We start from the raw sequence: 25,751 nt of genomic DNA on the forward strand, positions 1-25,751 counted from the left end.
CCTGTTCGCATCTCGGATGTCGCCTCTGTAACCGTTTACAGACCCAAGTATAAGAGAGGCCGCCCGCGGAACGGGCGGCCTCCCGGCTGTTACCAGTCGACGCCGAACGAAAGCTTGAAATAGCGCGTCGGCCCGCGGATCGCCAGGCCCGTCTGCTCGCCGGCGAAACTGTAGTCCTGCCAGTTGTCCCAGTTGAACACGTTGAACACGTCGCCGCGGATGCGGAAGCTCAGGTCGGTGCCGGTGTTCCAGACTTTCTGCAGCGCCAGGTCGAGCTGCTTGTACTCGATCGTGCGCTCGCCGTAGTAGCTGTCGAAATAGCCGCTGAGCGGGCCGGTGAACACGGTCACGTCGCGCGCGACCGGGCTCTCCAGCGTGAGCTTGCTCGACAGCGTCATCCCGCCCCAGAGATCCGCAACACCGGTGGCAACGATGCGATGGCGGGGAATGCCGACCGAGTCGATGAACGGCGCACCATTGAGATTGGGCAGGTCGAACAGGTAGTGCTCGTCGGCCTGCGCCGCGTTGCCGCGGTTCTCCTCGGCGTCGCTGTAGGTATAGGCGAACGTCATGCCCCAGCCGGATTCCTCGGTGTAGGACTTGTCCACCGACAGCAGCACGGAATTGAGCCGCGTCTCGATGCCGTTGTCGGCGATGATCAGCGTGCCGTAGCCGGGGATGCGGAAATCCCAGGGGGCGTTGCCGAAGTCGGCGCCCGGCGGGAAGAAGCTGCCGTCGGGGCGGCGGTTGCCGAGGGTGAACAGGATCCCGTCGTAGCTGCGCACATGCGACAGCGTCACCGAGGTCATCCATTCCTGTCCGCCCAGCGTCAACGCGTTGCGCATGCCCAGGCTGAACTGGTCGGAGTACGGCACCTCGAGGTCGTTGTTCATCAGGTTGACCTCGGCACCCAGGTTCGGGTTCGCCGCGACCAGCGCATAGAGGTTGTTGATGTCGCGGTAGGCTGGATCCCACGGGATGCAGGTGGCGCTGGGCGTGCAGTTGGCCCCGGGCACGCCGAAGAAGTCGAAGGAGTAGGTCGGGAACGTGCTCTTCGACTGCTCGAGCGCGATGTAGTCGAACAGGTTGCGGTCGTAGGCACGGCCTGCACCGCCGAAGATCACATGGCGTTCGTCGGCATTGAGGTCGTAGGAGAAGCCCAGTCGCGGCTGCCATGCACCCTTGAACGCGCTGCGGTTGTTGCCGCTGCTGATGTAGTCCTCGATGTCGTAGTCGGCGTTGTCGAGGTTGCTCCAGGTCCGCAGCGCATTGGCCAGCCCGGCCGGAGTGACGTAGTTCTCGTAGCCTTCGGTCTTCTCGTAGTCCCAGCGCAGGCCCAGGTTGAGGGTGAGGCGCTCGTTGACCTCCCAGTCGTCCTGGATGTAGATGCCGAACTGCTTGTTGGGCGAGTTGATGGTGCGATCGCCGATGCCCGGCAGTGGCGCGCCGAAGTTCACGCGGTTGGGGACGAACGCGGCCAGGGTGGTGTTGCCGGCGCCGAGGTTGGCCAGGTAGTCGATGTCGAACTGCTGGTTGTACGGCTGCTGCTCGAGGGAGTCGAGTTCGACGTCCTTGTACTTGATGCCCATCTTCAGGGTGTGGCCTTCCCAACCGAAGAAGGTCAGGTCGTTCTGGAACGACCACCCCTCCTGCCCCTTGTTCTGGAAGTCCGGACCGCCGCCGTAGTTCAGCAGCGTGCCGCGGCCGATGGCCTCGGGCAGGTGCAGGCGGTAGCCCGGTCCGATAGTGATGGCGCGCGGGTTCCAGTACGCGTCCTCGTAGGTGACGTGCGCATCGTTGAGCCAGTTCTCGGTACTGAACTGGTGGCGCAGGTCCACGCGCGTTTCCTCGTTGTTCTTCGCGCTGCCGAACGACGGCGTGTTGGGGCCGTCGCCGATGCCGGTGATCTCGGTCTCGTCACGACGCTTGGCGGTGAGTTCCAGCAGCTGCTGGTCGTTGACCTGCCAGCTCAGCTTGCCGAAGTACAGGTCGCTGTCGAACGGACGGTTGGTGGTGCCCAGCAGGTTCTGCACCTCCGGCACCAGCGGCACCGGGACGTTGGTGATCGTGCCCAGGCGGACTTCGCGCGGATCGACGATCTCCTTCGCCTCGTAGGTCAGGAAGAAGTGCAGGCGATCACGCAGGATGGGGCCACCAAGTGCCACGCCGTACTGCTCCGAGCGCGACGGAATCTTCTCACCGCGTTCCAGCTCGGACGGCGTGGACGCGCGCCATGCGTCACTGGTGCGGTCCCAGAAGAAGTTGCCTTCGAACTCGTTGGTGCCCGAGCGGGTCACCGCGGTCACCGCCGCGCTGCTGATCTGGTCGTACTCGGCCTTGTAGTTCGAAGTGATGACCTTGTACTCGCCGATGGCGAGCTGCGGGAACGGGTTGCCGCGGGTCGAATCCTGGCTGCTCACGCCCCCCTTGGTGACGTAGTTCTTCTGGCCGACGCCATCGATGTAGACGTTGACGCCGTTCGCCGACTGCGCGCCGCTGCGCAGCTGGGTCGAGCCGTCGGCGCGCTCGACGAAGGTCATGCCGGGAACGGTGTCGGCGAAGGCGAGGAAGTTGCGCGACCCCTGCGGCAGCATCTCGATCTGGCGTGGAGTGACATAGGTCGCGACCTCCGACGTGCGCGTCTCGGCCATCCGGGTGCCGGTGACCACCACGGTGTCCATGTCGGTGGCCTGCTGCGGCCCGGTTTCGGCGACGCCGCCGACGCCGAGGTTCAAGGTCGCGGTCTGGCCGACCTGCAGGGTCACCGTCTGCGACGTGGTCTGGCCGTTGGCGGTGACGTCCACGCGGTACACGCCGGGCGGCAGGCCGGCGAGGTTGTAGTTGCCGCCGGCGCCCGCCTGCACGCTGCGGGTCAGGCCCGTCGCGGTGTTGGTGGCGGTGACGCGGGCCTGCGCAGCGGGTGCGGAATCGACCGACACCTGGCCACGCAGGGTAGCCCCGGTGGATTGGGCCAGGACGGCCGGGGCCGCGATCATCAGAACGCCGCCAAGGGCGCAGCTGAGCAGGGTGCGTTGCAGGCGGGGCGAAGCGTGGCGCTTCTTCATGGGGGATTCCTCGTGACCATCAGTCGGATTGCTAAGGCACCGTGAAACGTTCAGCTCGGTGAAAGAGAACACCGGCGATGTGCAAGGCGCGTCTAGACGGGCGCAACGCCGCAGGACTGCCGCACGACCAGAGCGACTTCGAGCCGTTCGGCCGCGACCGGGGTGTCCGGATCGGCGAGCTGCGCCATCAGCGTGCGCAGTGCGCGCGCGCCGAGTGCGGCGATATCGACCCGCATCGTCGTCAGCCCGGGATGCACGTAGCGCGCCAGCGGGATGTCGTCGAAACCTGCGAGGGCGATCTCGTGCGGGACCCGCACGCCGGCCTGGTTGAACGCGAACAGGCAGCCCAGCGCCATCATGTCGTTGGCGGCAAACACCGCATCGGGGCGTTCGCCCGACTCCAGCAACTTGCGCCCGGCGGCGTGCCCGGACGCCTCGTCGAAATCGCCCGGCAGGACCCACGGCGCGCTGCCACTGTCGGCGAGCCCGTCGCGATAGCCGCGCAGGCGCTCGTGGGCATCGAAGTTGTCGGTGGGACCGGCAATGAAGGCGATGCGCGAGTGTCCCGCCGACAGCAGGTGCCGGGTCATTGTGCGGGCACCGTGGTAGCTGTCGACATTGAGCGCCGGCAGCCCGGCGCGCGCGCCGCTGTTGAGCAGCACCGCCGGCATGCCCAGCGCCTGCCCCGCAAGCGGATCGGCATCGGCCACGAACGGCGACATCAGCAGCAGTCCGTCGACGCGGCCACGCATCGCGCGCAGGGCCGCGCCCTGCTCGTCCGGATTGCCGTGGTAGCTCGACACCAGCAGGTGGCGGCCGGCCTCGCGGGCAACCGCGTCGATGCCGCGCATCAGTTCGGAGAAGAACTCGCCATACAGGTCCGGCAGCACCACCCCGATGGTCTGCGTGCGCCGGCTGCTGAGGCTGCGCGCGGCGTGGTGCGGGCTGTACTGCAACCGATCGGCGACTTCCAGCACGCGCTGGCGCACGTCCGGCGCCACGTTCTCGTGGCCGTTGAGCGCGCGCGACACGGTCGCCACCGATACGTTGGCCTCGCGCGCGACATCTTTGATGGTGATGCTCACCCGCCCTCCGAAGCTGGGTGCACTGGGCGCGGACTGTAAGCGCTTGCAGACATCACTGCAAAATTCCTGCAACACCGCCGTGCGACATGCGCGGCGTGCGCGTGCCGGCGGTGGTGCGCGCCGTCATCCGGCCCGCGAATGCGGTGACCTCAGGGCAGCACGCGCCGGAACGGCCGCACCTCGACACGGACATAGACGCCCGCGGCGACGTAGGGATCGGCATCCGCCCAGGCACGGGCGGCTTCGAGCGAATCGAACTCGGCCACCACCAGGCTGCCACTGAAACCGGCCGGACCCGGATCCTCGGCGTCGATCTTCGGGCAGGGCCCTGCCAGCAGCAGGCGGCCGGCGTCGCGCAGTGCGACCAGCCGTTCCACATGCGCCGGACGCGCTTCGAGCCGTTGCGCGAGCACGTCGTCACCGTCGTAACCTTCGATCGCGTACCACATGGCGCGGGGATCCTGGCTGTCGGGGCGCGGTAGTGTACGGATGCCGGTGGCAATCGCCATGGGGCGATGCGCGATCACGACCTCGGCGCCCTGCCCGCGCGCGGATAAACCCGCCGCGGCGACATGCTGGACAGCCGCGCAGGGAGCCCGTAGGCTAGCCGGGAGCTTCGAGACCTGACCGCAGCGGCCGTCGCAACTGGACGTCCGATCCGCTGCCCGTCGCGGTCCCGCCCGACGCCCTTTCCGCCATCGCACCGCCCACCCACCGGGCGATGTCACCAGCGGCGTCCGGCCGCCAAGTCCACGTCGTCGCCGGTCGCCTGCCACGCAGCGGCCAGCCGGCCGGGCGCGCAGGTTGGCAGCCGCACATTCGGACACCAGGCCGGCCCGGAGGGGGCCGCATCGCGAATGACACAACCCGGCTTTCCCGCCGCCGCTGCCGCGGAATCCATCCCGAATGCGCCTCCGCAACAGCAGGAGATGCCGCTTGCGGTGGTGCATGGACAGCCGGTGCTGCAGATTCCGCAGGACCTGTACATCCCGCCGGACGCACTCGAGGTCATCCTCGACGCGTTCGAAGGGCCACTGGACCTGCTGCTGTACCTGATCCGCCGGCAGAACCTGGATATCCTCGATATTCCGGTCGCCGAGATCACCCGGCAGTACGTCGCCTACATCAACGTCATGCAGGACCTGCGGTTCGAGCTGGCCGCCGAATACCTGGTGATGGCCGCCATCCTCGCCGAGATCAAGTCGCGCATGCTGTTGCCGCGGCCGCCCAGCGAGGAAGGCGAGGAAGACGACCCGCGCGCGGAGCTGGTACGGCGCCTGCAGGAGTACGAGCGTTTCAAGCAGGCAGCCGAGGACATCGACCGCCTGCCGCGCATGGAGCGCGACACCGCGCCGGTGTCGGCCGATATCCCGGACCGCGCCTCGGTGCGGTTGCCGCCGCCGGTGGAATTGCGCGAGCTGCTGCTGGCCCTGCACGACGTGCTCAAGCGCGCCGAGCTGTTCACCGGCCATGCCATCCGGCGCGATGCGCTGAGCGTCCGCCAGCGCATGGCCGACGTACTGAGCCGGCTGGAGGATGGCGCGTTCCACCGCTTCGAATCGTTGTTCGACGCGCACGAAGGCAAGCTGGGCGTGGTCGTCACCCTGCTCTCGCTGCTCGAGCTGACCAAGGAGCGCCTGCTCGACATCGTGCAGGACGCGCCGCTGGCGCCGATCTACGTGAAGTCGCTGGCGACGCGCGATGGCAGCCCGATCCACACGCGGCTGGTCAGCGAGTTCGACGAGGACATCGAGGACGAACCCGGTTCCGGCGCGTGACGTGTCCGGCCCCGATGGCGCCGGACCATTGCGCGACACCACCACGCGGCACGTTGCCGCATCACGATCGATGACATGGACCAGACACTGATCAACCGCATCGTCGAGGCCGCCCTGCTGGCCGCGAACCAGCCGTTGGGCGTGGCCCAGCTGCGGAGCCTGTTCACCGTCGACGAGCCGGCACCCGAAGGCGCCGTCGAGCAGGCGCTGCACGAACTGCAGGCCGCGTGCGCCGACCGCGGCGTGGCGCTGGTGGAAGTCGCCTCGGGCTGGCGTTACCAGGTCAAGGCGGACGTGCATGCCTGGGTCGCGCGGCTGTGGACCGAACGCCAGACCCGCTACACCCGCGCCACCCTGGAGACGCTGGCACTGATCGCCTATCGCCAGCCGATCACCCGCGGCGAGATCGAGCAGGTCCGCGGCGTGGCCACCAGCAGCAACATGATCAAGGCACTGGAGGAGCGCGAGTGGATCCGCGTGGTGGGCCACCGCGACATCCCGGGCCGCCCCGAACTGCTCGGCACCACCCGGGCCTTCCTCGACTATTTCGGCCTCAAGCGCCTCGACGACCTGCCGCCATTGTCCGAACTCAAGGATTTCGGCGAACTCGAACCGCAACTCGATCTCGGCGACCGCAGTCCGCCGCTCGATGGCGCGATGCCGCTCGGCGATACCCCGCTGGGCGACGCCGCGAACGATACCGACGAACGCGATACCGACGACGACGTCAACGACACCACCCCGAAAGACGCGGACGCGTTGCCTGACGACACCACCGGCGCAACGTCCCCGACGCCTGCCGCCACTCCCGATCCCCGTGGAGGGAGCGCCGATACCGGCGCGTCCGACCCGGATACCACCGAAACGAATACCGCCCTCGCCGAAGACGGCGACAGCACCCGGAGTCAATAGATGAACGACAACACCCCCGCCCAGGACAAGGGCACCCGCAAGCTTTCCCTCAAGCGTGATACCGATACCGCGCCTGCGGTACGGCTGGAGGAGCGCCTGCACAAGGTGCTCGCACAGGCCGGACTCGGCTCGCGTCGTGCGCTCGAGCAGCGCATCGCCGAAGGCATGGTCAAGGTCAACGGCGAGCCCGCACAGACCGGCATGAGCGTCGGCAGTGGCGACCGCATCGAAATCGACGGCCGCAGCTTCGTCGCCAGCGCGCTGACCGAGCCCGCACGCGTGCTGATCTACAACAAGCCCGAAGGCGAGGTCACCACCCGCGAGGATCCTGAAGGGCGTCCCACGATCTTCGACGCGCTGCCGGTGCTGAAGGGCGCGCGCTGGATCGCCATTGGCCGCCTCGACATCAACACCACCGGCCTGCTGTTGCTCACCACCGACGGCGAGCTGGCCAACGCGATGATGCATCCCTCCTACGAGGTCGAACGCGAATACGTGTGTCGCGTGCGCGCGCCGGAAGGCGAGGACGTGGTGTCGGACAAGATCGTCGATCGCCTGAAGCGCGGCGTGGCACTGGACGACGGCCCCGCCAAGTTCGACGAGGTCGAGCGCATCGGGGGCACCGACTCGCACGACTGGTTCCGCGTGGTCGTCAAGGAAGGCCGCAACCGCGAAGTGCGCCGGCTGTGGGAATCGCAGGGCTGCCAGGTCAGCCGCCTCAAGCGCACCCGCTACGGGCGCATCGCCCTGCCGCAGCCGCTGCTGCGTGGGCAGTCGCAGGAAGTCGCGGCGGCCCAGGTCGAGGAGCTGCGTCGCGAACTGAAGCTCGAGGAAGGCCCGCCGCCCGCGCTGACCCTGCAGCAGGTGATCGGCCAGCGCCGCGCCAGCAAGGCCACGGTGCACGTGCCGCGCGAAGCGCGCGGCACCGGCAATGCCTATGTCAACGGCCACACCACCGCCGACGAAGGACGTGAGCTGCGCCGCTTTGACAACGTGCGCGAGGACCGTGGCCGCGGCGGCCATCGCAAGCCGCATGGCGGCCTCACGGTCAGCGGCGAAGCCGCCGCCAAGCAGTCGCAGAAGCCGTTCAAGCAGCGCGCCGACAAGCACAACCGCGCGCTGCCGGACGGCAACCCGGCCGCCTTCCGCACCTGGTACGTGCCGGACGGTGTGGACACCGGCCCTTCCGGTCACCGCAACGCCGATGGCCGCGGTCCGAAGAAGCCCTACGGCAACAAGAAGCGTCCTGGCGGCGGCGGTGGTGGCGGCGGCTACGGTGCGGCGCAGGGCGCCGGCCAGAAGCGCGCGCCGCGTGCACCGCGTCCGTACGGTCACCCGGACAGTGCGCCGGTATTTCCCTCGGACCATGGCAACCCCGGCGGACACGCCGGTGACCGCGCCCGCAGCCCGTATCCGCGCGCCGGTGCAGGCCCCGGCCGCGGCCCGGCAGGCGGCAACCGTGGTCCGGGCGGCGGTGGCAGGGGCCCGGCCGGCAAGGCCGCGCCGGGTGGCGGCAACCGCGGACCGGCGTCGGCCAACCGCGGGCCGGGTGGCAACCGTGGCCCGTCAGCTGGCGCCCGTGGTCCGGGTGGTGGCGGTCGCGGTCCCGCAGGCGGCGGTCGTGGCCCGGGCGGCGGTGCGCCGCGTGGCGCTCCACGCGGACCGCGCGGCGGCAGCCGCTAAGGCACCGTCGGCACCGCGGGCATGGTCCTGCGGTGCCTCAGTCCTCGCGGCGGAGGATGGTGTGCTGGTCGGGTTCCAGCCGGCGCACCCGGCGGATACTCGCCAGCGCGATGAAATGCGGCTTCTCAGGCTCCAGGGCATCGTCAAGGCGCAGCACGGCGTTGGTGCCCTCGTTGCCCTGCGGATCGATGAACATCTGCAGGGTGGGCTTGATCGCGACCGCGCCGGTCAGGACACGCCCGTCGTCCAGCTCGACTTCCACCCGCGCTTCCTCGTCGAGCACGAGGATCATCGCCTTGAGCCGTTCGATCTCCGCCTGATCGGTCACCACATGCTCGGCGAACTGGGCCATGACGGTCTCCTCCCGGAAAAGGACGCCACTACACCCCGCCCGCCGTCAATGCAGCGGCAACGTCGCCCTACTCCGCCCGCGAAGGCAGCCCGTCCATCTCGAAGCGGTCGGCGTCGAGCATCGCCGGGAAGTGCTCGCGATAGGCCCGCAGCGTCCCGGACTGCAGCGTGGTCGTGCTGACCACCTCGAAATCGGTGGCCTCGGCCAGCGGCGTTCCGGCGAAGTCCAGCACCGTGCTGTCACCGGCGTAGGCCAGGCCATTGCCGTCCTCGCCCACGCGGTTCACGCCGACCACGAAGCACAGGTTCTCGATCGCGCGGGCGCGCAGCAGCGTGCGCCATGCGTAGGCGCGCGTCGCCGGCCAGTTGGCGACGAAGATCTGCAGGTCGAAGTCGAGCTGGCCGGGGCGTTCGACGTCGTAGCGGTTGCGGCAGAACACCGGGAAGCGCAGGTCGTAGCAGACCTGCGGATTGATCCGCCAGCCGCGCCAATCCACGGTCAGGCGTTCGCGACCGGCCGCGTAGCGCTGGTGCTCACCGGCGTAGCGGAACAGATGGCGCTTGTCGTAGTGCGCGAGGGCACCGTCCGGCGTGGCCCACAGCATGCGGTTGAACACACCGCTGTCGGTACGCAGCTGCACGCTGCCGGTCACCGCCGCATCCAGCATCTGCGCCTGCTCGCGCAGCCAGGCGACCGTCGGGCCGTCCATGTCCTCGGCGCGGTCCATCGCGTCGTTGCTGAAGCCGCTGGTGAAGGTTTCGGGCAGCACCACCACGTCGGTGATGCCGCGCAGCGAGCGCATGAAGTCGCCGTAGTACTCGCGGTTGGCGGCCGGGTCATGCCAGCGGGTCTCGCCCTGGACGATGGAAACGCGCAGATCGTTGTTCGGACTCACGGGATTTCACCTGTGCATGATGGGGACACGCCGCGGGGGCGCGGCGACATGGATCGGACCGCACCGCCGTGTCCGCGTCATCCGCGGAACTCGTGGCGACAGCCGCTACAGCGTGCGCAGCCGCTCGATGGCCGCGTCGAGCGTGGCGTCGTTCTTGGCGAAGCACAGCCGCGCCAGCCGCTGGCCTGGGGGTGGCTGTGCATAGAACGGCGACAGCGGGATCGCCGCCACACCGTGCTCGGCCGTGAGCCAGCGGCAGAACGCCGCATCGTCGAGATCGCTCACCGCGGAGTAGTCGACCAGCTGGAAATAGCCGCCGGCCACCGGCAACGGCTGCAGTCGGGTGCCCGAGAGCTGCTCGCGGAAGCGGTCGCGCTTGGCCTCGTAGAACGCGCCCAGCTGCTCGTAGTGCTCCGGCTCGGCGTCGAGCATTGCCGCGAACGCATGCTGCGCCGGCGCGAAGGTGCAGAACACGTTGTACTGGTGGACCTTGCGGAACTCCGCCGACAGCGCCGGCGGTGCGATGCAGTAGCCGAGCTTCCAGCCGGTGCAGTGGTAGGTCTTGCCGAAACTCGACACCACGAACGCGCGTTCGCGCAACGCCGGATGCCGCAGCGCCGATTCATGCCGCGCGCCGTCGAACACGATGTGCTCGTAGACCTCGTCCGACAGCAGCCGGATCCCGGGGTGGTCGTCGAGCAGCGCCTGCAGCGCGTCGATGTCGCCGGCGGAGAACATCGCGCCTGACGGGTTATGCGGCGTGTTGACGATCAGCATGCGCGTGCGCGGCGTCACCGCGGCGCGCACCGCGGCCCAGTCGACCGCGAAGCTGCGCGGGTCGAGCGCGACATGCACCGCGCGCGCGCCCGCCAGCTCGATCGCGGGGTCGTAGCTGTCATAGGCGGGGTCGAGCACGATCACCTCGTCGCCGGCACGCACCACCGCGTGGATGGCGTTGAACAGCGCCTCGGTCGCGCCACTGGTGACGGTCACTTCACTGTCCGCATCCGGCCGGTGGCCGTAGACGCGCTCGGTCTTGTTGGCGATCGCCGTGCGCAGTGCCGGGATGCCGGTCATCGGCGCGTACTGGTTGTGGCCGGCGCGCATGGCACGCTCGAGCTCGTCGACCAGCCGCGCGGGCACCTCGAAATCGGGGAAGCCCTGGCCGAGGTTCACCGCACCGTACTCGGCCGCGAGCTGCGACATCGTGCTGAAGATGGTGGTGCCGACCTTCGGCAGCTTGCTGTCGGTTGCGATCGCCACGGTGCGCCTGTCGAAACAACGGGGGCACCGGAGTGTACCCGCCACCGCATGGGATGTCCGCGCGGCGCCGAGGCCCTAGAATGGCCGGTCACTCCCGACCTCTGCCGCGCGGCGCCGATGCCCGACTCCGCACCGCCCCTGCCGCTGCTCGCCGCGCAGGGCCTGACCTTCAGCCGCAACGATCGCCCGGTCTTCGGCCCGCTCGACTTCTCCGTCGACGCCGGCGAAGCCCTGCTCGTGCGCGGTGGCAATGGCGCCGGCAAGACGACGCTGCTGCGGGTGCTCGCCGGGCTGCTGCGTGCCGACGCCGGCCGGGTGGAGATCGATGGCCGACCGGCGCGGACCGCGCTGCGCGCGCAGGCGATCGCCTACCTCGGCCACCTGCCGGGCCTCAAGGCCGACCTCACCGCGCTGGAGAACCTGCGTTTCCTGGTCGGCCTGCACGGGCTGCGCCGCGGGCAACTGGTGGAACAGGCACTCGGCATCGTCGGCCTCGCCGGCTATGAGGACGCCGCGTTGCGCGAACTGTCGGCCGGGCAGAAGAAGCGGCTGTCGCTGGCACGCCTGTGGCTGTCGCCGGCAGCGCTCTGGCTGCTCGACGAGCCCTACGCGAACCTTGATCTCGATGGCATCGAGCTGGTCAACCGCATGGTGCAGGCGCAACTGCGTTCCGGCGGCGCAGCCCTGGTCACCACCCATGGCGCCTACGCCGCACCTCCGGTGCGAACGCGCGAGCTGGTGCTCGCCGGCGGCAACGGCGACGACGTGGCGGAGGCGACCGCATGAGGCAGCCGACGTTGCGCGGCGCCGCGTCCGCCCTGGTTGCCCGTGACCTGCGCCTGCTGTGGCGCCGCCGCGGCGATGCCCTGCAGCCGGCGCTGTTCGCGCTGATGGTGGTGGTGCTGTTCGGCCTTGCCCTGGGTGGCGACGCCGCGACCCTCGCCGGCGTGGCCGCTGGCGTGCTGTGGGTGGCGGTGCTGCTGGCCGGGCTGCTGGCGCTCGACACCCTGTTCCGTGGCGATGCCGAGGACGGATCGTTGGAGCAGTGGATGCTTTCGCCGCTGCCCCTGGCCTGGCTGGTGCTGGTGCGCACCGCGCTGCACTGGGCCACCACCGCCCTGCCGCTGCTGGCCGCGGCACCGTTGCTGGCCGAACTGATGCAACTGCCGCGCGCCCAGCTGCCGGTGCTGCTGGCCGGCCTCGCGCTGGGTACGCCGCTGCTCAGCCTGATCGGTGCAGTGGTCGCTGCGCTGACGGTCGGGATGCGTCGCTCAGGTATCCTGTTGTCGCTGCTGGCGTTGCCGTTGTACGTCCCGGTGCTGGTGTTCGGGGTGGGCTGCGTCACCCAGGCGGGCCAGGGACAGGATCCCACCGGCGGCCTGCTGTTGCTGGCGGCGGGCCTCGTGCTGGCCCTGGTGCTGGCACCGGTCGCCGCGGCAGCTGCCATCCGCATCGCCCTCAACTGACCATCGCCACTGCGGTGGCCGCTGGAAACGAATGAACCCCGTCGTCCGCTGGTTCCATCAACTCGGTTCGCCCCCCACCTTCAACCGCTTCGCCGCGCGCTGGGCGCCGTGGTGCTATGGCCTCGCCGTGCTGCTGATGGGCTACGGCATCTACGGCGCGCTGTTCCAGGTGCCGGCCGACTACCAGCAGGGCGACAGCTTCCGCATCCTCTACATCCACGTGCCCAGCGCGTGGATGAGCCTGGCGGTGTACGGCCTGATGGCGATCTACGCGGCCATCGCGCTGGTCTGGCGGATCAAGCTGTGCGAGATCCTGGCAATGGCCTGCGCGCCCATCGGTGCCGCGTTCACCGTGATCACCCTGGCCACCGGCAGCATCTGGGGCCGGCCGATGTGGGGCACGTGGTGGGACTGGGACCCGCGCCTCACCAGCGAACTGATCCTGCTGTTCATGTACCTGGGCGTGATCGGCCTGTACCACGCCATCGACGACCGCCGCGCCGCCGCGCGCGCCGCCTCGCTACTGGCGATCGTCGGCGTCGCCCTGCTGCCGGTGATCCGCTACTCGGTGGTGTGGTGGAACTCGCTGCACCAGGGGCAGACGATCCGCGTGTTCGGCGAATCGTCGATGGATCCCAGCATGCTGCCGCCGCTGGTCTGGCTGGTGGTCGGCACCAAGTTCTGGTTCGCCGGCTCGCTGCTGGCGCGCGCGCGCGCCGACAACCTCTACCGCGAAGGCGGCAAGGACTGGGTGCGCCGGCTGGCCGAACGCACCCCATCGCGGGCGAACCCGACATGATCCGGATCAAGTCGGTGCGCGGCGCCTGCTGCCAGACTGGGACATGGCTGAAATGACCTACGCCGGTTACGTACTCGCCGCCTACATGGTGTTCGTCGCGGTGCTGCTGTGGGACTTCGTGGTCCCGCATATCCGTATCCGCCGGCTGCTGCGTGGCGTCCGGCTGCTGGCCGCGCGTCGCGCCGCCAACCCCCGACGGGGAGACCTCGATCGATGAATCCGACCCGACGCCGCCGCCTCTGGTTCGTACTCGCGCTTGTGGTGGCGGCTGGCGTGGCGACTTCGCTGGTCGCCATGGCGCTCCAGCGCAACATCGCCTACCTGTACACGCCCGCCGAGATCCTCGACGGGCGCGCCGGCGCGCCCGTCGCCTCCGGCGACACCCGGTTCCGTCTCGGCGGAATGGTGGCCGAAGGCTCGTTCGAGCGGCCGCCGGGCTCGCTCGAATCGCGCTTCCTGGTCTCCGACGGCGACGCCGTGCTGCCGGTGCTCTACACCGGCCTGCTGCCCGACCTGTTCCGCGAGAACCAGGCGGTGGTGGCGACCGGGCGCATGCGCGATGGCGTGTTCATGGCCGAGGAGGTGCTGGCCAAGCACGACGAGACCTACATGCCGAAGGAGCTCGCCGACAAGATGGGCACCGCCCACCAGAAGCACGGTGTCGACGATGCCGCCGAGGTCACTGGCCAGGACATGGCGCGTTGATGCACCCGAGCCGCACACCGCGTTGGACCGCCACCGGATCGCACGATGCTGCCTGAACTCGGCCAGGTCGCCCTGCTGCTGGCACTGATCGCATCGCTGATGCAGGCGACGCTGCCGCTGCTCGGTGCGCAGCGCGGCATTCCGTCGTGGATGCGGACCGCACGTCCCGCCGCCCATGTGCAGCTGGCGCTGGTCTTCATCGCCTATCTGATCCTGACCTGGGCGTTCGTGGCGCAGGACTTCTCGGTGCGATACGTCGCCGAGAACTCCAACACGCTGTTGCCGCTGGTCTACCGGATCACCGCGGTGTGGGGCAACCACGAAGGTTCGCTGCTGTTCTGGGTGCTGATCATCGCGCTGTGGAACGGCGCGGTCGCGCTGTGGTCGCGCAACCTGCCGCCGGTGGTGATCGCACGGGTGCTGGCGGTGATGGGCGCGGTGTCGTTCGGCTTCATCGCCTTCCTGGTGTTCACCAGCAATCCGTTCGAGCGGCTGTTGCCGGCGGCGATGGAAGGCCGCGACCTCAACCCGCTGCTGCAGGACCCGGGGATGATCGTGCATCCGCCGCTGCTGTACGTGGGCTATGCCGGCTTCGTGGTGCCGTTCGCATTCGCCATCGCCGCGCTGCTGGATGGCCGGGTGGATGCGCGCTGGCTGCGCTGGACGCGACCGTGGACCAACGTGGCCTGGGCCTTCCTCACCGTCGGCATCGCGCTCGGCAGCTGGTGGGCGTACTACGAACTCGGCTGGGGTGGCTGGTGGTTCTGGGATCCGGTCGAGAACGCCAGCTTCATGCCGTGGCTGGCCGGTGCCGCGTTGATCCATTCGCAGGCCGCGACGGAGAAGCGCGGCAGCTTCCGCGGCTGGACGCTGCTGCTGGCGATCGCCACGTTCTCGCTGTCGCTGCTGGGCGCGTTCCTGGTGCGTTCGGGCGTGCTGACCAGCGTGCACAGCTTCGCCGCCGACCCGGCGCGCGGTCTGTTCATCCTGGTCTTCCTCGGCATCGTGGTCGGCGGCTCGCTGCTGCTGTACGCCCTGCGCGCGCCGGATGTCGAAAACGGCAAACCGTTCACGGGCACCTCGCGCGAGACGCTGCTGCTGCTCAACAACCTGCTGCTGGTCGCCGCCTGCGCGATGGTGCTGCTGGGCACGCTATACCCGCTGCTGGCCGACGCGCTCGACCTCGGCAAGATCTCGGTCGGCCCGCCCTACTTCGGCCTGCTGTTCCTGCTGCTGATGGCACCGCTGGTGCTGCTGCTGCCCTTCGGCCCGCTCACCCGCTGGCAACGCGACGAGGCCCCGCGCCTGCTGCGCATCGCGCGGCCGTGGCTGGTGCTGGCGCTGGTGGCCGGCGCGTTCGGCTATTTCATGGCGCCGCAGGGTGCGTGGAAGGTCGCCCTGGGCGTGGCGGGTGCGCTGTGGGTCGGCGTCGGCACGGTGTATTTCACCTGGACGCGGATCCGTGGCAGGGGGCGTTTCACCCCGGAGCTGGTCGGCATGCTGCTGGCCCACGCCGGCATCGCGGTGTTCGTGGTCGGCGCCCTGCTGGTGGAGGCGATGAACATGCAGCGCGAAGTGGCGCTGCGTCCCGGGCAGACGCTGGAAATGGGTCGCGACGCATTCCGCTTCGAAGGCGTCGAGCGCGTGCCCGGCCCCAACTACATGGCCGACCGCGGCCGCGTGGTGATGTCGCGCGACGATCGTGAGATCGCGGTGATGCATCCGGAGAAGCGCCACTACGCCAGCGGCGGCCAGGTCATGACCGAGGCAGCGATTCGCCCGGGTGTCCTTGGCGATGTCTACGTGGCGCTGGGTGAACCGTTGGGCGACGAGGCCTGGGCGGTGCGCGTGCACGTCAAACCGTTCGTGCGCTGGATCTGGACCGGCGCGGCGTTGATGGCACTGGGCGGGCTGGTCACCGCCTTCGACCGTCGCTTCCGCGTCGCCCCGCGCCGTCCCGCGACTACCGGCGCTGCCACGCCGGAACGGGGCACGCCATGAAGCTGCAGCGCTGGTTGCCACTCGCGGTGTTCGGCCTGGTAGCCGCCCTGCTCGCCGCCGGCGTGTGGCTGAGCCGCAATCCCGATCGCGACGCCCTGCCCTCGCCACTGATCGGCAAACCGGCGCCCGCGTTCCGCCTGCCGGTCCTGCATGAGGCCGGACGGCTGGTCACCGACGCCGACCTGCGCGGTTCGCCCTACCTGCTCAATGTGTGGGGCAGCTGGTGCCCCGGCTGCCGCGAGGAGCACGGCGTGCTGACCCGCTTCGCCGAAACGCGCCGCGTGCGCGTGGTGGGCTACAACTGGAAGGACGAACGTGCCGACGCACTGCGCTGGCTGGAGCAGTTCGGCAACCCGTACTGGGTGGTGCTGGTGGATTACGAAGGCCATAGCGCCATCGAGTGGGGCATCTACGGCGCGCCCGAGACCTTCCTGGTCGATGCCGACGGCATCGTGCGCTGGAAGCACGTGGGCCCGATGACCGACGACACCGTGCGCGAGCAACTGCTGCCGGCGCTGGACGCGGTCGGCGGATGAGGACGTTCGTGCTCGCGCTGCTGTGGACCGTGCTGTTTGCGGCGATCCCGCTGCCCTCCGCGCATGCGCAGGCGGCACAGGATCCGACGCCGCTGGAATTCGTCGATCCGGTCGAGGAAAAGCGCTTCCGCGGCCTGATCGCCGAGCTGCGTTGCGTGATGTGCCAGAACCAGTCGCTGGCCGATTCCAATGCGCAGATCGCCCATGACCTCCGCCGCGAAGTGCTCGTGCTGATGCGTCGCGGGCTCGGCGATGCCGAGATCCGCCAGCACCTGGTCGACCGCTATGGCGAGTTCGTGCTGTACCGGCCGCGGGTGGGTGCCGCCACCTTCGTGCTGTGGTTCGGCCCCGCGCTGCTGCTGCTGGGTGGTGGCGTGGTGGTCTGGCGCATCGTGCGCAGCCGCAGCCGCGACGGCGTGGTTCCGCACGACGACACGCAGGAGTGGTGATGGGTCCGTATCTCGTGCTCGCCACCCTGCTGGCGCTGGTTGCCACGGTGGTGCTGGCGTGGCCGCTGCGCGGCTCGCGGGCGCTGTTTGCGGGCCTCGTCGTCGCCATCCCGGTGATGGCGCTGAGCCTGTACCAGCTGGTCGGCACGCCGGCAGGGCTGGACCCGGCACAGCGCCGCGCCCCGGAAACGCTCGAGGAGGCGATCACCCAGTTGCAGGCCGATCTCGAGCGTGATCCGCGCCAGGTCGAGGGCTGGCGCCTGCTCGGCCGCGCGTTGCAGCAGCAGGAACGCATGGTCGAGGCACGCGATGCCTTTGCGCGCGCGGCACGCCTGGATCCGGAGGACCTCGGCCTGCAGACCGAATATGCCGAATCGCGTTCCCGCGCGGATGCACAGCGGCGTTTCGACGATGAGGCGGTCGAGGTCCTGGAGCACGTCCTCGGGCTCGACCCGACACAGCAACGCGCCCGCCTGTTCCTCGGCATCGCCTATCGCCAGGCCGGCCGCAACGCCGAGGCCGCGTCCACCTGGGAGCCGCTGCTCGCCACGCTCGGTGGCGACGCCGCGGCCGGGCTGAGGGCGCAGGTCGATGACGCGCGTGCCAGCGCCGGCCTCGACCCGTTGCCGCCCATGGCGCAGCGCGAAGATCCAACGGCCGCTGATGATGGTCTGCACGTTCGCGTCGCACTGGACCCCGAATTCGCGGCCCGCGTACGCCTTGACCCCGCTGCCGTGGTGTTCGTCATCGCCCGCTCACCGGGCGTGCCGATGCCGGTTGCCGCACAACGCCATACGGTCGCCGACCTGCCACTCGACATCGTGCTCGGCGACGCCGACAGCCCGATGCCGACCCAGCCGCTGTCGGCGCTGCCGGAGGTGGAGGTACTCGCACGGATCTCGTCGAGTGGTTCGGCCACGCCGCAGGAGGCTGACCTGTCGAGTGCACCGGTACGCGTGCGGCTGCCCGCGACGGATGCCGTGGAACTCGTGCTCGGTGCAGCGCCCCGGGGCCGCTAGCGCGAGGGAGCGGCGAGCTGTAGCCCGGATAAGCGCAGCGCATCCGAAGTGGAGCCGGAACAAGCCACGGATGCACCTCCCTGCAGCGCTCACGCGTAGCCCGGAACGGAGCCCGTAGCTGGGCGCCAAGCGGACCTACGCCGCCGCCCAGGGCCGGACGACAAGCACGGCTCCCACGGCCACCAGCACCGCGCCGACCACCCGCATCGTATCGATCGGCCGCACGTCGGACAGCACGCCGTAATGGTCCATCAGCAGCGATCCGACCAGCTGGCCGAGGACGATCAGGCAGATCAGCGACGCCGCTCCGATCCGCGGCACGAGGACGGTCGCGCTCAGCACGTAGATCGCACCAATCAGCCCGCCCATCCAGATCCAGCCCGGCATGTCGGACATCACCGACATGGTCGGCCAGCGCACCCGGGCCGCGACCAGGGCGACGGCCAGCATGATCGTGCCAACCAGGAACGACACGAACGACGCGAACAGCGCGCCGCTGGTCTCCTGCCCGAGCCGCGCGTTGACCAGCGCCTGCAGCGGCAACACCGCGCCGATCAGCACCGCGAGCGCAGCGCCGCCGAGCACCCAGGGGTTCATGCGGGACTCCGCTCGATGGCCATGGGTACCCTGCGCGCGTCCTGCTCGATTCGCGAACAGCTGGCCGCCATGGGCGAGCCGGCCGGCACCGCCTTCCCGGATGCACGCTGCTCCGGGATCACGCCCATGAGGCGGCATGCGCACGGCTGGGCGGTGAGTCGAAGTCGGCATCGGGTCCGGCCGGCACCACACCGGTCGGATTGATGTGCCGATGGCTCTGGTAGTAGTGCCGCTTGATGTGCGCGATATCCACCGTCGGCGCCACCGCCGGATGCGCATGCAACTCACGCGTGTAGGACCACAGTGCCGGGTAATCCACCAGCCGCCGCAGGTTGCATTTGAAATGGCCGTGGTAGACGAGGTCGAAGCGCAGCAGCGTGGTGAACAGGCGCCAGTCCGCCTCGGTCAGCCGGTCGCCACACAGGAATGTCTGCCGCGACAACAGCTCCTCCAGCCAGTCGAGGGTGTCGAAGACTTCGGCGACCGCGCTGTCGTACGCCTCCTGGCTGCGCGCGAACCCTGCGCGGTAGACCCCATTGTTCAGACCGGCATAGATCCGGTCGTTGATGCCGTCGATCTCCTCCAGCAACGCCGCGGGCGCGTAGTCACCATCGGTGGCACGCACGCCATCGAATGCACTGTTGAACATGCGGATGATGTCGGCGGATTCGTTGGAGACGATCCGCGACGTGTGCCTGTCCCACAGCACCGGCACCGTGACGCGACCGGTGTAGCCGGGCTCGGAAAGTGCGTAGAGCTGCCAGACCGTAGCGACCCCGTTGACGGAATCCGCCACCACGCCCGGCGCGGGGGTGAACGTCCAGCCGTCGTCGGCCATCAGCCAATGGGTAACCGACAGCCCGATGTGTTCCTGCAGGCCCTTCAGCTCACGGAAGATGGTCGTGCGGTGCGCCCACGGACAGGCCCGCGCCACGTACAGGTGGTAGCGGCCCGACTCCGCCTTGAAGCCGCCCTCACCGGTGGGGCCCGCGCTGCCATCCGGCGTAACCCAGTTGCGGAGGACGGACGAGGGCCGCTGAAGCGCGCCCGATGCGTCGACCAGTCTGTCGACATCGGACTTCCAGTTTCCTTCGACCAGCATGCCCATGGCGATGGCGAGCTCCAGCGGAATCAGCGCGCATCATCGCCGCCGGGGCGTCAAGGCAGTGTCCGTCGGTGCTGGCCCAGCATGCGTCATGCACCGGAACTGCATCGTCCGGGACGCCACGTGCCAACGAACCACTAAACACGGGACCCGCACCGGGTTGGCAGTACGGGTCCCGGGCGTGGGCGGTGCAGCACCGCCCGGCCGTCAGGGCTGGTAACACTCGCCCGAAGGATCGACGTCGATCTGGATCAGGTCGCCGCCGGCGCCGCCCCACACGTTGCCGCCGGTGAAGATCAGGCAGCCCTCGCCGCGGAACAGCACCTGCATGCGCGTCGCGTCGTTGCCGAAGTAGAACGGAATCCAGCGCTTGCCGGATTCGTAGGTATGGAACCGGTCGGGCGTGCCGTCCATGACTTCCTGGACGTCCTGCATGCTCATGCCGATCTGCAGCCGCGCGAACTTGCTGCCCTCCGCGGGCGTTCCGACGATCTCGCCCGTATACGAGCCGTCCTGCGACTCGACCTCGCGCACTTCCCGGTCCTGTGCCGACACCACCCCTGTCATCACCAGCGCACACCCCAGCGCAGCACCGCGCATCCAAAGCTTCTTCTGCATAACCTTTCCTTGTTGCTCCCCAGCCGCCGGGATGGCGGCGAGTGATTCTATCGCTCCCCGCTGCGCTCCCATCCCGTCGGTACGCCTTGCGCCCCCAAGTTGGAAGGTCGGCTGCGAATTGCCTCAACTGGTGAGAAGAATCGATGCAATCACGCCAGCGAACGTGCCCACGCCCAGCGCCGTGCAGATCAGTGGCCAGTACAGCTCCCACCAACCAAGCGGAGCGTTGTCGCGCCAGGTCAGCACATAAGGGTCGCTCCTCTCGACTTTGCTGGTCATCTCGACATCATCCGGCCACCTGGGCACCTTGCTCGTCCACATCGCAACCATGCGGCCGACAGCATTCAAGCCCAGAAATGGCGACCCCAGAAACTGCAGCCACGGCCAAGGCGCCGCAAGCATGAAACTGCGCGCAATGCTCCAGCGCCAACCTTCCTTGCGGCCATCGACCGGAACCAGATAACCGCCTTCCTTGAGGTGGCGGTACGTTCGCTCCACGCCGCCCGGGGCTTCCATGTACGGCTGCAGGAAAGCCCAGAACTTGTCGATGGACTCGGCATTCCCAAGCGGCGATGGATAGCCAAGAGTGAATGACTCGCGCACCGTTGCACCGTCGGTATCAAGCACATGTGCGCGCAGATCGTAGGTGGTGCCGCTCAACGGCGCCCTGGCGGTACCGAGCGTGATGAACAGGTCGTCCCACGGCACTGTCAGCACCGTTCCGTCCTGACGGAATACGTGCACCTGCCGGGTTTGGCGGTTCAGGCGCATTGGGTAGTGGGTCCAGCGACCGCATTCGGTGCGGATCAACCACCCGCTCCCCCAGACCATCCCGAGGCAGATCGGAAGCAAGACGATCACCATGAACCACAGTGCCTCGCTCTGACCAGCCGCAGGCGCCAAGAAGAAGGCCAGGATCATGAGGCCGCATAGAAACAAGGATGTCCCCGCAAGAGTTGCCCCGAGCCAAGTATTGAATCCCTTGATCGGATACCAGCGATCCACCAACTCGATATAGCGACTAGTTATCCTGGTGACCGACAGGAACTCCATCGGCGGAGCTTCGCTTATCGAACTTTGTCGATAGCGATGCATGCGCTCCTTATCGGTCAACTGTCGGTCAACCGGAAACCGGATGTTGCGGTAATCAAGGCCTGCATAGTCCATATCAGCCGGCCACCGCCAACCTGAGCTCACTCATCTCCTGCTGTGCACCTTGATAGCGCTTTCCAGATTCAAAAACGCCGAAGTAGCAGCGCTCCAGCCAGTCCTGCATCGTGTTGTCTTTGAACACTTCGATCAGAACTGCGATGACGACAACAAGCACCCCCAACACGACGCCTACACCAGTGGCGGCGGCGCCAAACAACCAAACTCCCAGCATACTGAATGCAAATGCAGCACTCACCAAAGCAACTCCACTTCCACCCGAACACCGCTACGCCAGCTGAGGACGCTGCTCCTCTGGATCTAGAACATGCTGGGTGAGCGCCTTGTTGTCTCCTCGATACCAGCGTCGGTACCGCAGATAGCCGGGCGTCTCCCAGCCACCGCCACGCGAGAGGCCGAAGTACGGGAAATCGAACGGGCGGAAACCTGCGTAGGAGTCGTGGACATAGTTGGCAAACAGATCCTCCAGCGCCGCAGACGTTGCAGGTTGCGCACGGATGCGCCTCAGAAGCTCACGGGCCTCGGGCTCGAGCAGCGCCAGCCTGCGATTCGGGCTGAAGGGACGGGTGACTGGAATTGCGTCCATTGTGAAATTGCGCCCCTGCTCAAGCAGACCGTCGCTTGCATCCAGAGCCGCGACATCGCCATGCAACAGCCGATTCGCACCGTCCAGGTCCTCCAGGTCCTTGGTGCCGCCCGCCGGCAGACGCTTGCGCCAGGCCAGATCCGCATAGCGATCGCGCACCTGGTAGCGCCATGCCAGGTAGGGCAGCAGCCATTCCCGGATCGGGCGGCCGCCGGCCGGCTGTTCGGCAAGAAAGGCGGTATATGCGGCGCGCAGGGCAGGATGGACTTCGAAAGGATCTGTTGCACCCACTGCCGCCGCGGCCTTGTCCAACGGGACGCCGGCGGCCTCGGCCGCGTTGTACATGTAGTCCAGAGGCATCTGCGACAGCTTCTGGCTGTCCAGGCCATCCGGCCCGCGGCCCTGGTCCTGCGGCGTATAGCCGCCACCCACGTCCGAGTGCATCCCGGGCAGCGCGTGCTCGGTGAAATGAGCGGGCAACGGATGAACCAGGAAATCCAGTGGAAACGACGCGCGGTTCTCATGCATCGCCACGTAGTGCACGCAGTTGCGCACTTGCGGCGAAACACGCAGGAACTCGGGACGGGCCCAATCCAGATGCCCGTCGCTCAGCCCACCGATCAGGGGCGCGGAATGCGGCGCGCCTACTGAAGCAACCGTGTCGAAGACGCCGAGGAATCGGATCTGAGCCGGTACGCCGCACAGCTTGCCATCCGGCATCAGCTCCAACAGCCAGGAGCAGAACACCCGCGCCTCGGCTGCGCCACGGGAAAAGCCGAAGACATCAATGAAAATCTCGGTGACCTGCGGCTTGGCCTTCGGCGACAGAACGCGCTCGGCGATCCTGTCCGCCCACAGCCGCAGGAACTCCGTTCGCTGGCGATCACCCTGCCCGCTTTGCCCACTCCGCAAAAGCCCGCCCTTGGCGTCCATGCCCACCTTGCGGAGGACTGCCTCGTCGCCGGGCGGCAGTGGGTCACGCTCGAGCCGAGTCGACGGCGACATGACGGACCCACCGGCGGGGCGCATGTTCCTGACCCCATTGCGGCAGAGGGCCATTACCGTGTTCGCATCAAACACAGGCGCATTGGAAGCCACGAACGCATGCACAGAATTCAACACATGCAACAACCCGTAGTTGATGCGCCCATCACCACCCGCACCGAAAGCAGCGCCAGAGGTGGTCGACTCTCGCTCTCCGATCTCCGGAAACGGCGTCCCGACGCCCGGGACGTACATTGGAAAGTAGCCACCATAAGGATCTTCCGGGTAGGCAGTGAACAGGCGATAGACGTTGCTGTCCTTCTGGCGCTGTTTCTGGCTGCCAGCGGAGCCCTTCTCTACCCAGTCCGCGTTATTGCCTGTACCGTCGAAGAACAGACTGATGTGCAACGGCATCTCGCAGCGTTCCGGCCTGCAGGCGGCAGCGACAACCCGAACAACGTCCAAAGTCGGGAAACCACTTTCCACCGGCGGAGAGCCGGACACCCCATAACCGTTGCCTTCCCGATTACTCATGGCTCATCGACCTCTATCCATTGTCGTTTGCAATGTGAATCTGCGGGCCAATCGTGCCACGGGAACTTCCGGGGGATTGGATCATCCGGCCCGAGATATTCGGGGTTCCCCGGCCCAACGTTTGAAACCACGAGTTGCATCGAGTCATCTGCCAGGAAGTGTACCCACAGTCGCCCTGCCTCTTCGTAGGGGGCTACGGTCACTTCGCGTTGCCGTCGCCGATAGCTGCAGTCGCGCCAGTTCTGTTCAACCCATTCCACCAACACGCGCATATCCGGCCGCCACTGGGCCGGCACCATCGCGCAACAAACCGACCGCCCCCCCTTCCCGGCCTGTGCCGCGTTGTAACCATCCACCGAAAACTCCTGCACGCTCAGATGGTCGGCCAAATGGTCGATTCCGGTGATGGCAACGCCGATCATCGGCTCCTTCGGCGGAGTGGCAGGCTGCGCTTGGCAGCCACCCGCTCCCAAGAAAGCCAGTAACAACGCGATCATAACTACCGAACGCATCACAGGCTTGACCACTGTCTCAAGTGTCATAGCGCCTTCCGTACGCGTATACCGCTGCGTCTGGCTGTCCGTTGAACCTCTCCCTAACCAGTCCGCCGTGTTGCCGGTCCGGTCGAAGAACAAACCGATATGCAACGGCATCTCGCGACGTTCCGGCCGGCATGCCATGGCCGTGACCTGCACGATATCCAGTGTGGAGATGCCACTCTCGATAGACGGCGACCACGCCGCACTGTAAGCGCCACCCTCAAGCGTGCTCATGGCGTGGTGTCCTCAGTCCATTGAAGGTTGCAGTGCGTATCTGCGGGATAGTCGTGCCATGGAGCCTTGTATGCGATGGGTTCGCGAGGACCGGGATAGCCGGAGTGTCGCGGTCCGACATTGGCAACTACCACCCGGACTTTGTCATCAGCCAGGAAATGCACCCGCAATCGCCCTGGTTCTTTGTACAGGTCTACCGGGACTTCCCGCTGCCTCCGACGATAACTGCAGTCGCGCCAGTTCTGGTCCACCCACTCCACCAGCACACGCATATCCGGTCGCCACTCGACCGGAAGCATCGCGCAACACACCGCCCCTCCACCGCCTCCCGCACTACCGGCTCCATAGCCTGCTGCCGAAAAGTCCTGAACGCTCAGGTGATCGGCCAGATGGTCGATGCCGGTGATCGCCACACCAATCATGGATTCCTTCGGTGGGGCGGGCGGCTGTGCTTGACAGCCACCGACTACCGAGACAACCAAAAGCAACGCGATCGTGACCATCGAACGCATTACAGGCGTGATCGCCGTTTTAAGTGTCATAGCGCCTTTCCTACGCGTATGCCGCCGCGTTTGGCTATCCGTTGGGCCTTCCCCTGACCAGTCCGCGACGTTCCGGCCCGATCGAAGAACAGGCCGATATGCAACGGCATCTCGCAACGTTCCGTCCGGTATGTCGCAGCGTGTGACCTGCACCACCTCCAGTGTGGGAATGCCGCTCTCATCAGGCGCCGACCGCGCCGCACTGTGATCGCCACCCTCAAGCGTACTCATGGCGTCGTGTCCTCAGTCCATTGACGCTTGCAGTGCGTATCGGCCGGATACTCGTGCCACGGATGCTTGTATGGAATGGAGTCACGCGGGCCAGAATAGCTTTCACTTCGAGGTCCATGTCGCCCTGACGCAACGACTCTGATTGAATCGTCTACGAGTAAATGAACCCAGATCTGTCCGGCTTCGTCATACCGATCAACCGCCACTTCACGCTGCCGATTCCGGTAGCTGCAGTCGCGCCAGTTTTGCTCAACCCATTCCACGCGCACAATCAGGTCGGGTCGCCACTGGGCCGGCAACATCGCGCAACAAACGGTGCTTCCGCCTTCCCCTGCCCGCGCCGCGTTGTAACCATCCACCGAAAACTGCTGCACGCTCAGATGGTCGGCCAGATGGTCGATGCCGGTTATGGCGGCACCGATCATCGACTCCTTCGGCGTAGCGGGTGACTGCGCTTGGCAGCCACCCGCTCCCAAGAGAGCCAGTAGCAACGAGATCATGACTACGCAATGCATTACAGGCTTGACCGCTTTCAATTGTCATAGCGCCTTTTCGTACGCGTAGGCCGCTTCGTTCCGGCTGTCTTTTAAGCCTCCCCCCAAC

At 67.5% G+C, this 25,751-nt stretch carries 25 protein-coding genes and 2 pseudogenes; 12 read left to right on the forward strand and 15 right to left on the reverse strand.

Features of this window, described 5'->3' with window-relative positions:
- Window positions 1-89: 89 nt before the first annotated feature.
- From E5843_RS08410 to E5843_RS08420, 3 genes and pseudogenes are all read right to left on the reverse strand, one after another.
- Window positions 90-3,065 carry a TonB-dependent receptor gene (locus tag E5843_RS08410; protein WP_141065903.1) on the reverse strand — a complete coding sequence of 992 codons (2,976 nt, stop codon included), beginning with the start codon at window positions 3,063-3,065 and terminating at the stop codon, window positions 90-92.
- A 92-nt stretch (window positions 3,066-3,157) separates the two neighbouring features.
- A pseudogene (locus tag E5843_RS08415) lies at window positions 3,158-4,203 on the reverse strand (LacI family DNA-binding transcriptional regulator).
- Between the two features lie 96 nt (window positions 4,204-4,299).
- Window positions 4,300-4,599 carry a YciI family protein gene (locus E5843_RS08420; protein WP_134674651.1) on the reverse strand — a complete coding sequence of 100 codons (300 nt, stop codon included), beginning with the start codon at window positions 4,597-4,599 and terminating at the stop codon, window positions 4,300-4,302.
- A gap of 408 nt (window positions 4,600-5,007) precedes the next feature.
- On the opposite strand from E5843_RS08420, the gene E5843_RS08425 reads away from it, so the two are divergent.
- From E5843_RS08425 to E5843_RS08435, 3 genes and pseudogenes are all read left to right on the forward strand, one after another.
- Entirely contained in the window at window positions 5,008-5,928 is a 921-nt protein-coding gene (locus E5843_RS08425) for a segregation and condensation protein A (protein WP_136412386.1), read from the forward strand.
- Between the two features lie 75 nt (window positions 5,929-6,003).
- A pseudogene (gene scpB / locus E5843_RS08430) lies at window positions 6,004-6,591 on the forward strand (SMC-Scp complex subunit ScpB); the annotation flags it as partial.
- Between the two features lie 249 nt (window positions 6,592-6,840).
- Window positions 6,841-8,523, forward strand: a complete 1,683-nt coding sequence (locus tag E5843_RS08435) for a pseudouridine synthase (protein ID WP_136412388.1) — start codon at window positions 6,841-6,843, stop codon at window positions 8,521-8,523.
- 37 nt (window positions 8,524-8,560) lie between these two features.
- On the opposite strand, the gene E5843_RS08440 is transcribed toward E5843_RS08435, so the two are convergent.
- The 3 genes from E5843_RS08440 to E5843_RS08450 all read right to left on the reverse strand — a co-directional run bounded on the left by E5843_RS08440 (window position 8,561) and on the right by E5843_RS08450 (window position 11,027).
- Window positions 8,561-8,875 (reverse strand): DUF3247 family protein, encoded by a 315-nt coding sequence (locus tag E5843_RS08440; RefSeq protein WP_136412389.1) that lies wholly within the window; start codon window positions 8,873-8,875, stop codon window positions 8,561-8,563.
- A 67-nt stretch (window positions 8,876-8,942) separates the two neighbouring features.
- Window positions 8,943-9,770, reverse strand: a complete 828-nt coding sequence (locus E5843_RS08445; RefSeq protein WP_136412390.1) for an amidohydrolase — start codon at window positions 9,768-9,770, stop codon at window positions 8,943-8,945.
- Between the two features lie 105 nt (window positions 9,771-9,875).
- Complete coding sequence (locus E5843_RS08450; RefSeq protein WP_136413074.1) at window positions 9,876-11,027, reverse strand: pyridoxal phosphate-dependent aminotransferase; 1,152 nt, start codon at window positions 11,025-11,027, stop codon at window positions 9,876-9,878.
- A gap of 123 nt (window positions 11,028-11,150) precedes the next feature.
- On the opposite strand from E5843_RS08450, the gene ccmA reads away from it, so the two are divergent.
- The 9 genes from ccmA to E5843_RS08495 are packed head-to-tail and all read left to right on the forward strand — an operon-like array spanning window position 11,151 to window position 18,008.
- Window positions 11,151-11,819: a heme ABC exporter ATP-binding protein CcmA gene (gene ccmA / locus E5843_RS08455; protein WP_136412391.1), complete on the forward strand. Its 669-nt coding sequence runs from the start codon at window positions 11,151-11,153 to the stop codon at window positions 11,817-11,819.
- Window positions 11,816-12,499, forward strand: coding sequence for a heme exporter protein CcmB (gene ccmB, locus E5843_RS08460; RefSeq protein ID WP_141065904.1), 684 nt, complete (start codon window positions 11,816-11,818; stop codon window positions 12,497-12,499). The genes ccmA and ccmB overlap by 4 nt, the downstream gene beginning before the upstream one ends.
- Before the next feature lie 31 nt (window positions 12,500-12,530).
- Window positions 12,531-13,298, forward strand: coding sequence for a heme ABC transporter permease CcmC (gene ccmC, locus E5843_RS08465; RefSeq protein WP_136412393.1), 768 nt, complete (start codon window positions 12,531-12,533; stop codon window positions 13,296-13,298).
- Window positions 13,299-13,341: 43 nt separating this feature from the next.
- A complete protein-coding gene (gene ccmD, locus E5843_RS08470; protein ID WP_244240752.1) occupies window positions 13,342-13,515 on the forward strand; it encodes a heme exporter protein CcmD in 174 nt (57 codons plus the stop codon).
- Window positions 13,512-14,003 carry a cytochrome c maturation protein CcmE gene (ccmE, locus tag E5843_RS08475; RefSeq protein ID WP_141065905.1) on the forward strand — a complete coding sequence of 164 codons (492 nt, stop codon included), beginning with the start codon at window positions 13,512-13,514 and terminating at the stop codon, window positions 14,001-14,003. Before ccmD ends, ccmE begins: the two co-directional genes overlap by 4 nt.
- Before the next feature lie 45 nt (window positions 14,004-14,048).
- Window positions 14,049-16,004, forward strand: a complete 1,956-nt coding sequence (locus tag E5843_RS08480) for a heme lyase CcmF/NrfE family subunit (protein WP_141065906.1) — start codon at window positions 14,049-14,051, stop codon at window positions 16,002-16,004.
- Window positions 16,001-16,540, forward strand: coding sequence for a DsbE family thiol:disulfide interchange protein (locus E5843_RS08485; RefSeq protein WP_136412396.1), 540 nt, complete (start codon window positions 16,001-16,003; stop codon window positions 16,538-16,540). Before E5843_RS08480 ends, E5843_RS08485 begins: the two co-directional genes overlap by 4 nt.
- On the forward strand, window positions 16,537-16,989 hold the full coding sequence (locus E5843_RS08490; RefSeq protein WP_134673576.1) for a cytochrome c-type biogenesis protein: 453 nt from the start codon (window positions 16,537-16,539) through the stop codon (window positions 16,987-16,989). Before E5843_RS08485 ends, E5843_RS08490 begins: the two co-directional genes overlap by 4 nt.
- A complete protein-coding gene (locus E5843_RS08495) occupies window positions 16,989-18,008 on the forward strand; it encodes a tetratricopeptide repeat protein (protein WP_244240753.1) in 1,020 nt (339 codons plus the stop codon). Before E5843_RS08490 ends, E5843_RS08495 begins: the two co-directional genes overlap by 1 nt.
- Window positions 18,009-18,143: 135 nt before the next feature.
- On the opposite strand, the gene E5843_RS08500 is transcribed toward E5843_RS08495, so the two are convergent.
- The 9 genes from E5843_RS08500 to E5843_RS08540 all read right to left on the reverse strand — a co-directional run bounded on the left by E5843_RS08500 (window position 18,144) and on the right by E5843_RS08540 (window position 25,573).
- A complete protein-coding gene (locus E5843_RS08500) occupies window positions 18,144-18,605 on the reverse strand; it encodes a DMT family transporter (RefSeq protein WP_166815950.1) in 462 nt (153 codons plus the stop codon).
- 118 nt (window positions 18,606-18,723) lie between these two features.
- Window positions 18,724-19,713 (reverse strand): glutathione S-transferase family protein, encoded by a 990-nt coding sequence (locus E5843_RS08505; protein WP_141065907.1) that lies wholly within the window; start codon window positions 19,711-19,713, stop codon window positions 18,724-18,726.
- Between the two features lie 204 nt (window positions 19,714-19,917).
- On the reverse strand, window positions 19,918-20,328 hold the full coding sequence (locus tag E5843_RS08510) for a hypothetical protein (protein ID WP_134673580.1): 411 nt from the start codon (window positions 20,326-20,328) through the stop codon (window positions 19,918-19,920).
- Between the two features lie 123 nt (window positions 20,329-20,451).
- A complete protein-coding gene (locus E5843_RS08515) occupies window positions 20,452-21,495 on the reverse strand; it encodes a DUF6708 domain-containing protein (protein ID WP_141065908.1) in 1,044 nt (347 codons plus the stop codon).
- Window position 21,496: 1 nt separating this feature from the next.
- Window positions 21,497-21,736 (reverse strand): hypothetical protein, encoded by a 240-nt coding sequence (locus E5843_RS08520; RefSeq protein ID WP_136412400.1) that lies wholly within the window; start codon window positions 21,734-21,736, stop codon window positions 21,497-21,499.
- Between the two features lie 30 nt (window positions 21,737-21,766).
- Entirely contained in the window at window positions 21,767-23,482 is a 1,716-nt protein-coding gene (locus E5843_RS08525) for a T6SS phospholipase effector Tle1-like catalytic domain-containing protein (RefSeq protein WP_208542747.1), read from the reverse strand.
- Between the two features lie 116 nt (window positions 23,483-23,598).
- The gene (locus tag E5843_RS08530) at window positions 23,599-24,375 is read right to left on the reverse strand and encodes a DUF3304 domain-containing protein (RefSeq protein WP_141065909.1); all 777 of its coding nucleotides are present in this window, start codon (window positions 24,373-24,375) and stop codon (window positions 23,599-23,601) included.
- Window positions 24,372-25,148: a DUF3304 domain-containing protein gene (locus tag E5843_RS08535; protein WP_141065910.1), complete on the reverse strand. Its 777-nt coding sequence runs from the start codon at window positions 25,146-25,148 to the stop codon at window positions 24,372-24,374. Before E5843_RS08535 ends, E5843_RS08530 begins: the two co-directional genes overlap by 4 nt.
- Entirely contained in the window at window positions 25,145-25,573 is a 429-nt protein-coding gene (locus tag E5843_RS08540; RefSeq protein WP_166815952.1) for a DUF3304 domain-containing protein, read from the reverse strand. Before E5843_RS08540 ends, E5843_RS08535 begins: the two co-directional genes overlap by 4 nt.
- Window positions 25,574-25,751 lie beyond the last annotated feature (178 nt).

The sequence above is a fragment of the Luteimonas yindakuii genome, from assembly GCF_004803715.2.
Classification (GTDB): Bacteria; Pseudomonadota; Gammaproteobacteria; order Xanthomonadales; family Xanthomonadaceae; genus Luteimonas; species Luteimonas yindakuii.

What these genes read in the sequence shown, in the direction of transcription:
- E5843_RS08410 (WP_141065903.1), bottom strand. Translation starts at nt 3,065, where the DNA reads ATGAAGAAGCGCCACGCTTCGCCCCGCCTGCAACGCACCCTGCTCAGC.
- E5843_RS08420 (WP_134674651.1), bottom strand. Translation starts at nt 4,599, where the DNA reads ATGTGGTACGCGATCGAAGGTTACGACGGTGACGACGTGCTCGCGCAA.
- E5843_RS08425 (WP_136412386.1), top strand. Translation starts at nt 5,008, where the DNA reads ATGACACAACCCGGCTTTCCCGCCGCCGCTGCCGCGGAATCCATCCCG.
- E5843_RS08435 (WP_136412388.1), top strand. Translation starts at nt 6,841, where the DNA reads ATGAACGACAACACCCCCGCCCAGGACAAGGGCACCCGCAAGCTTTCC.
- E5843_RS08440 (WP_136412389.1), bottom strand. Translation starts at nt 8,875, where the DNA reads ATGGCCCAGTTCGCCGAGCATGTGGTGACCGATCAGGCGGAGATCGAA.
- ccmA (WP_136412391.1), top strand. Translation starts at nt 11,151, where the DNA reads ATGCCCGACTCCGCACCGCCCCTGCCGCTGCTCGCCGCGCAGGGCCTG.
- ccmB (WP_141065904.1), top strand. Translation starts at nt 11,816, where the DNA reads ATGAGGCAGCCGACGTTGCGCGGCGCCGCGTCCGCCCTGGTTGCCCGT.
- ccmC (WP_136412393.1), top strand. Translation starts at nt 12,531, where the DNA reads ATGAACCCCGTCGTCCGCTGGTTCCATCAACTCGGTTCGCCCCCCACC.
- ccmD (WP_244240752.1), top strand. Translation starts at nt 13,342, where the DNA reads ATGGCTGAAATGACCTACGCCGGTTACGTACTCGCCGCCTACATGGTG.
- ccmE (WP_141065905.1), top strand. Translation starts at nt 13,512, where the DNA reads ATGAATCCGACCCGACGCCGCCGCCTCTGGTTCGTACTCGCGCTTGTG.
- E5843_RS08480 (WP_141065906.1), top strand. Translation starts at nt 14,049, where the DNA reads ATGCTGCCTGAACTCGGCCAGGTCGCCCTGCTGCTGGCACTGATCGCA.
- E5843_RS08485 (WP_136412396.1), top strand. Translation starts at nt 16,001, where the DNA reads ATGAAGCTGCAGCGCTGGTTGCCACTCGCGGTGTTCGGCCTGGTAGCC.
- E5843_RS08490 (WP_134673576.1), top strand. Translation starts at nt 16,537, where the DNA reads ATGAGGACGTTCGTGCTCGCGCTGCTGTGGACCGTGCTGTTTGCGGCG.
- E5843_RS08495 (WP_244240753.1), top strand. Translation starts at nt 16,989, where the DNA reads ATGGGTCCGTATCTCGTGCTCGCCACCCTGCTGGCGCTGGTTGCCACG.
- E5843_RS08500 (WP_166815950.1), bottom strand. Translation starts at nt 18,605, where the DNA reads ATGAACCCCTGGGTGCTCGGCGGCGCTGCGCTCGCGGTGCTGATCGGC.
- E5843_RS08505 (WP_141065907.1), bottom strand. Translation starts at nt 19,713, where the DNA reads ATGGGCATGCTGGTCGAAGGAAACTGGAAGTCCGATGTCGACAGACTG.
- E5843_RS08510 (WP_134673580.1), bottom strand. Translation starts at nt 20,328, where the DNA reads ATGCAGAAGAAGCTTTGGATGCGCGGTGCTGCGCTGGGGTGTGCGCTG.
- E5843_RS08515 (WP_141065908.1), bottom strand. Translation starts at nt 21,495, where the DNA reads ATGGACTATGCAGGCCTTGATTACCGCAACATCCGGTTTCCGGTTGAC.
- E5843_RS08525 (WP_208542747.1), bottom strand. Translation starts at nt 23,482, where the DNA reads ATGCCGTTGCACATCAGTCTGTTCTTCGACGGTACAGGCAATAACGCG.
- E5843_RS08530 (WP_141065909.1), bottom strand. Translation starts at nt 24,375, where the DNA reads ATGAGCACGCTTGAGGGTGGCGCTTACAGTGCGGCGTGGTCGCCGTCT.
- E5843_RS08535 (WP_141065910.1), bottom strand. Translation starts at nt 25,148, where the DNA reads ATGAGTACGCTTGAGGGTGGCGATCACAGTGCGGCGCGGTCGGCGCCT.
- E5843_RS08540 (WP_166815952.1), bottom strand. Translation starts at nt 25,573, where the DNA reads ATGATCGGTGCCGCCATAACCGGCATCGACCATCTGGCCGACCATCTG.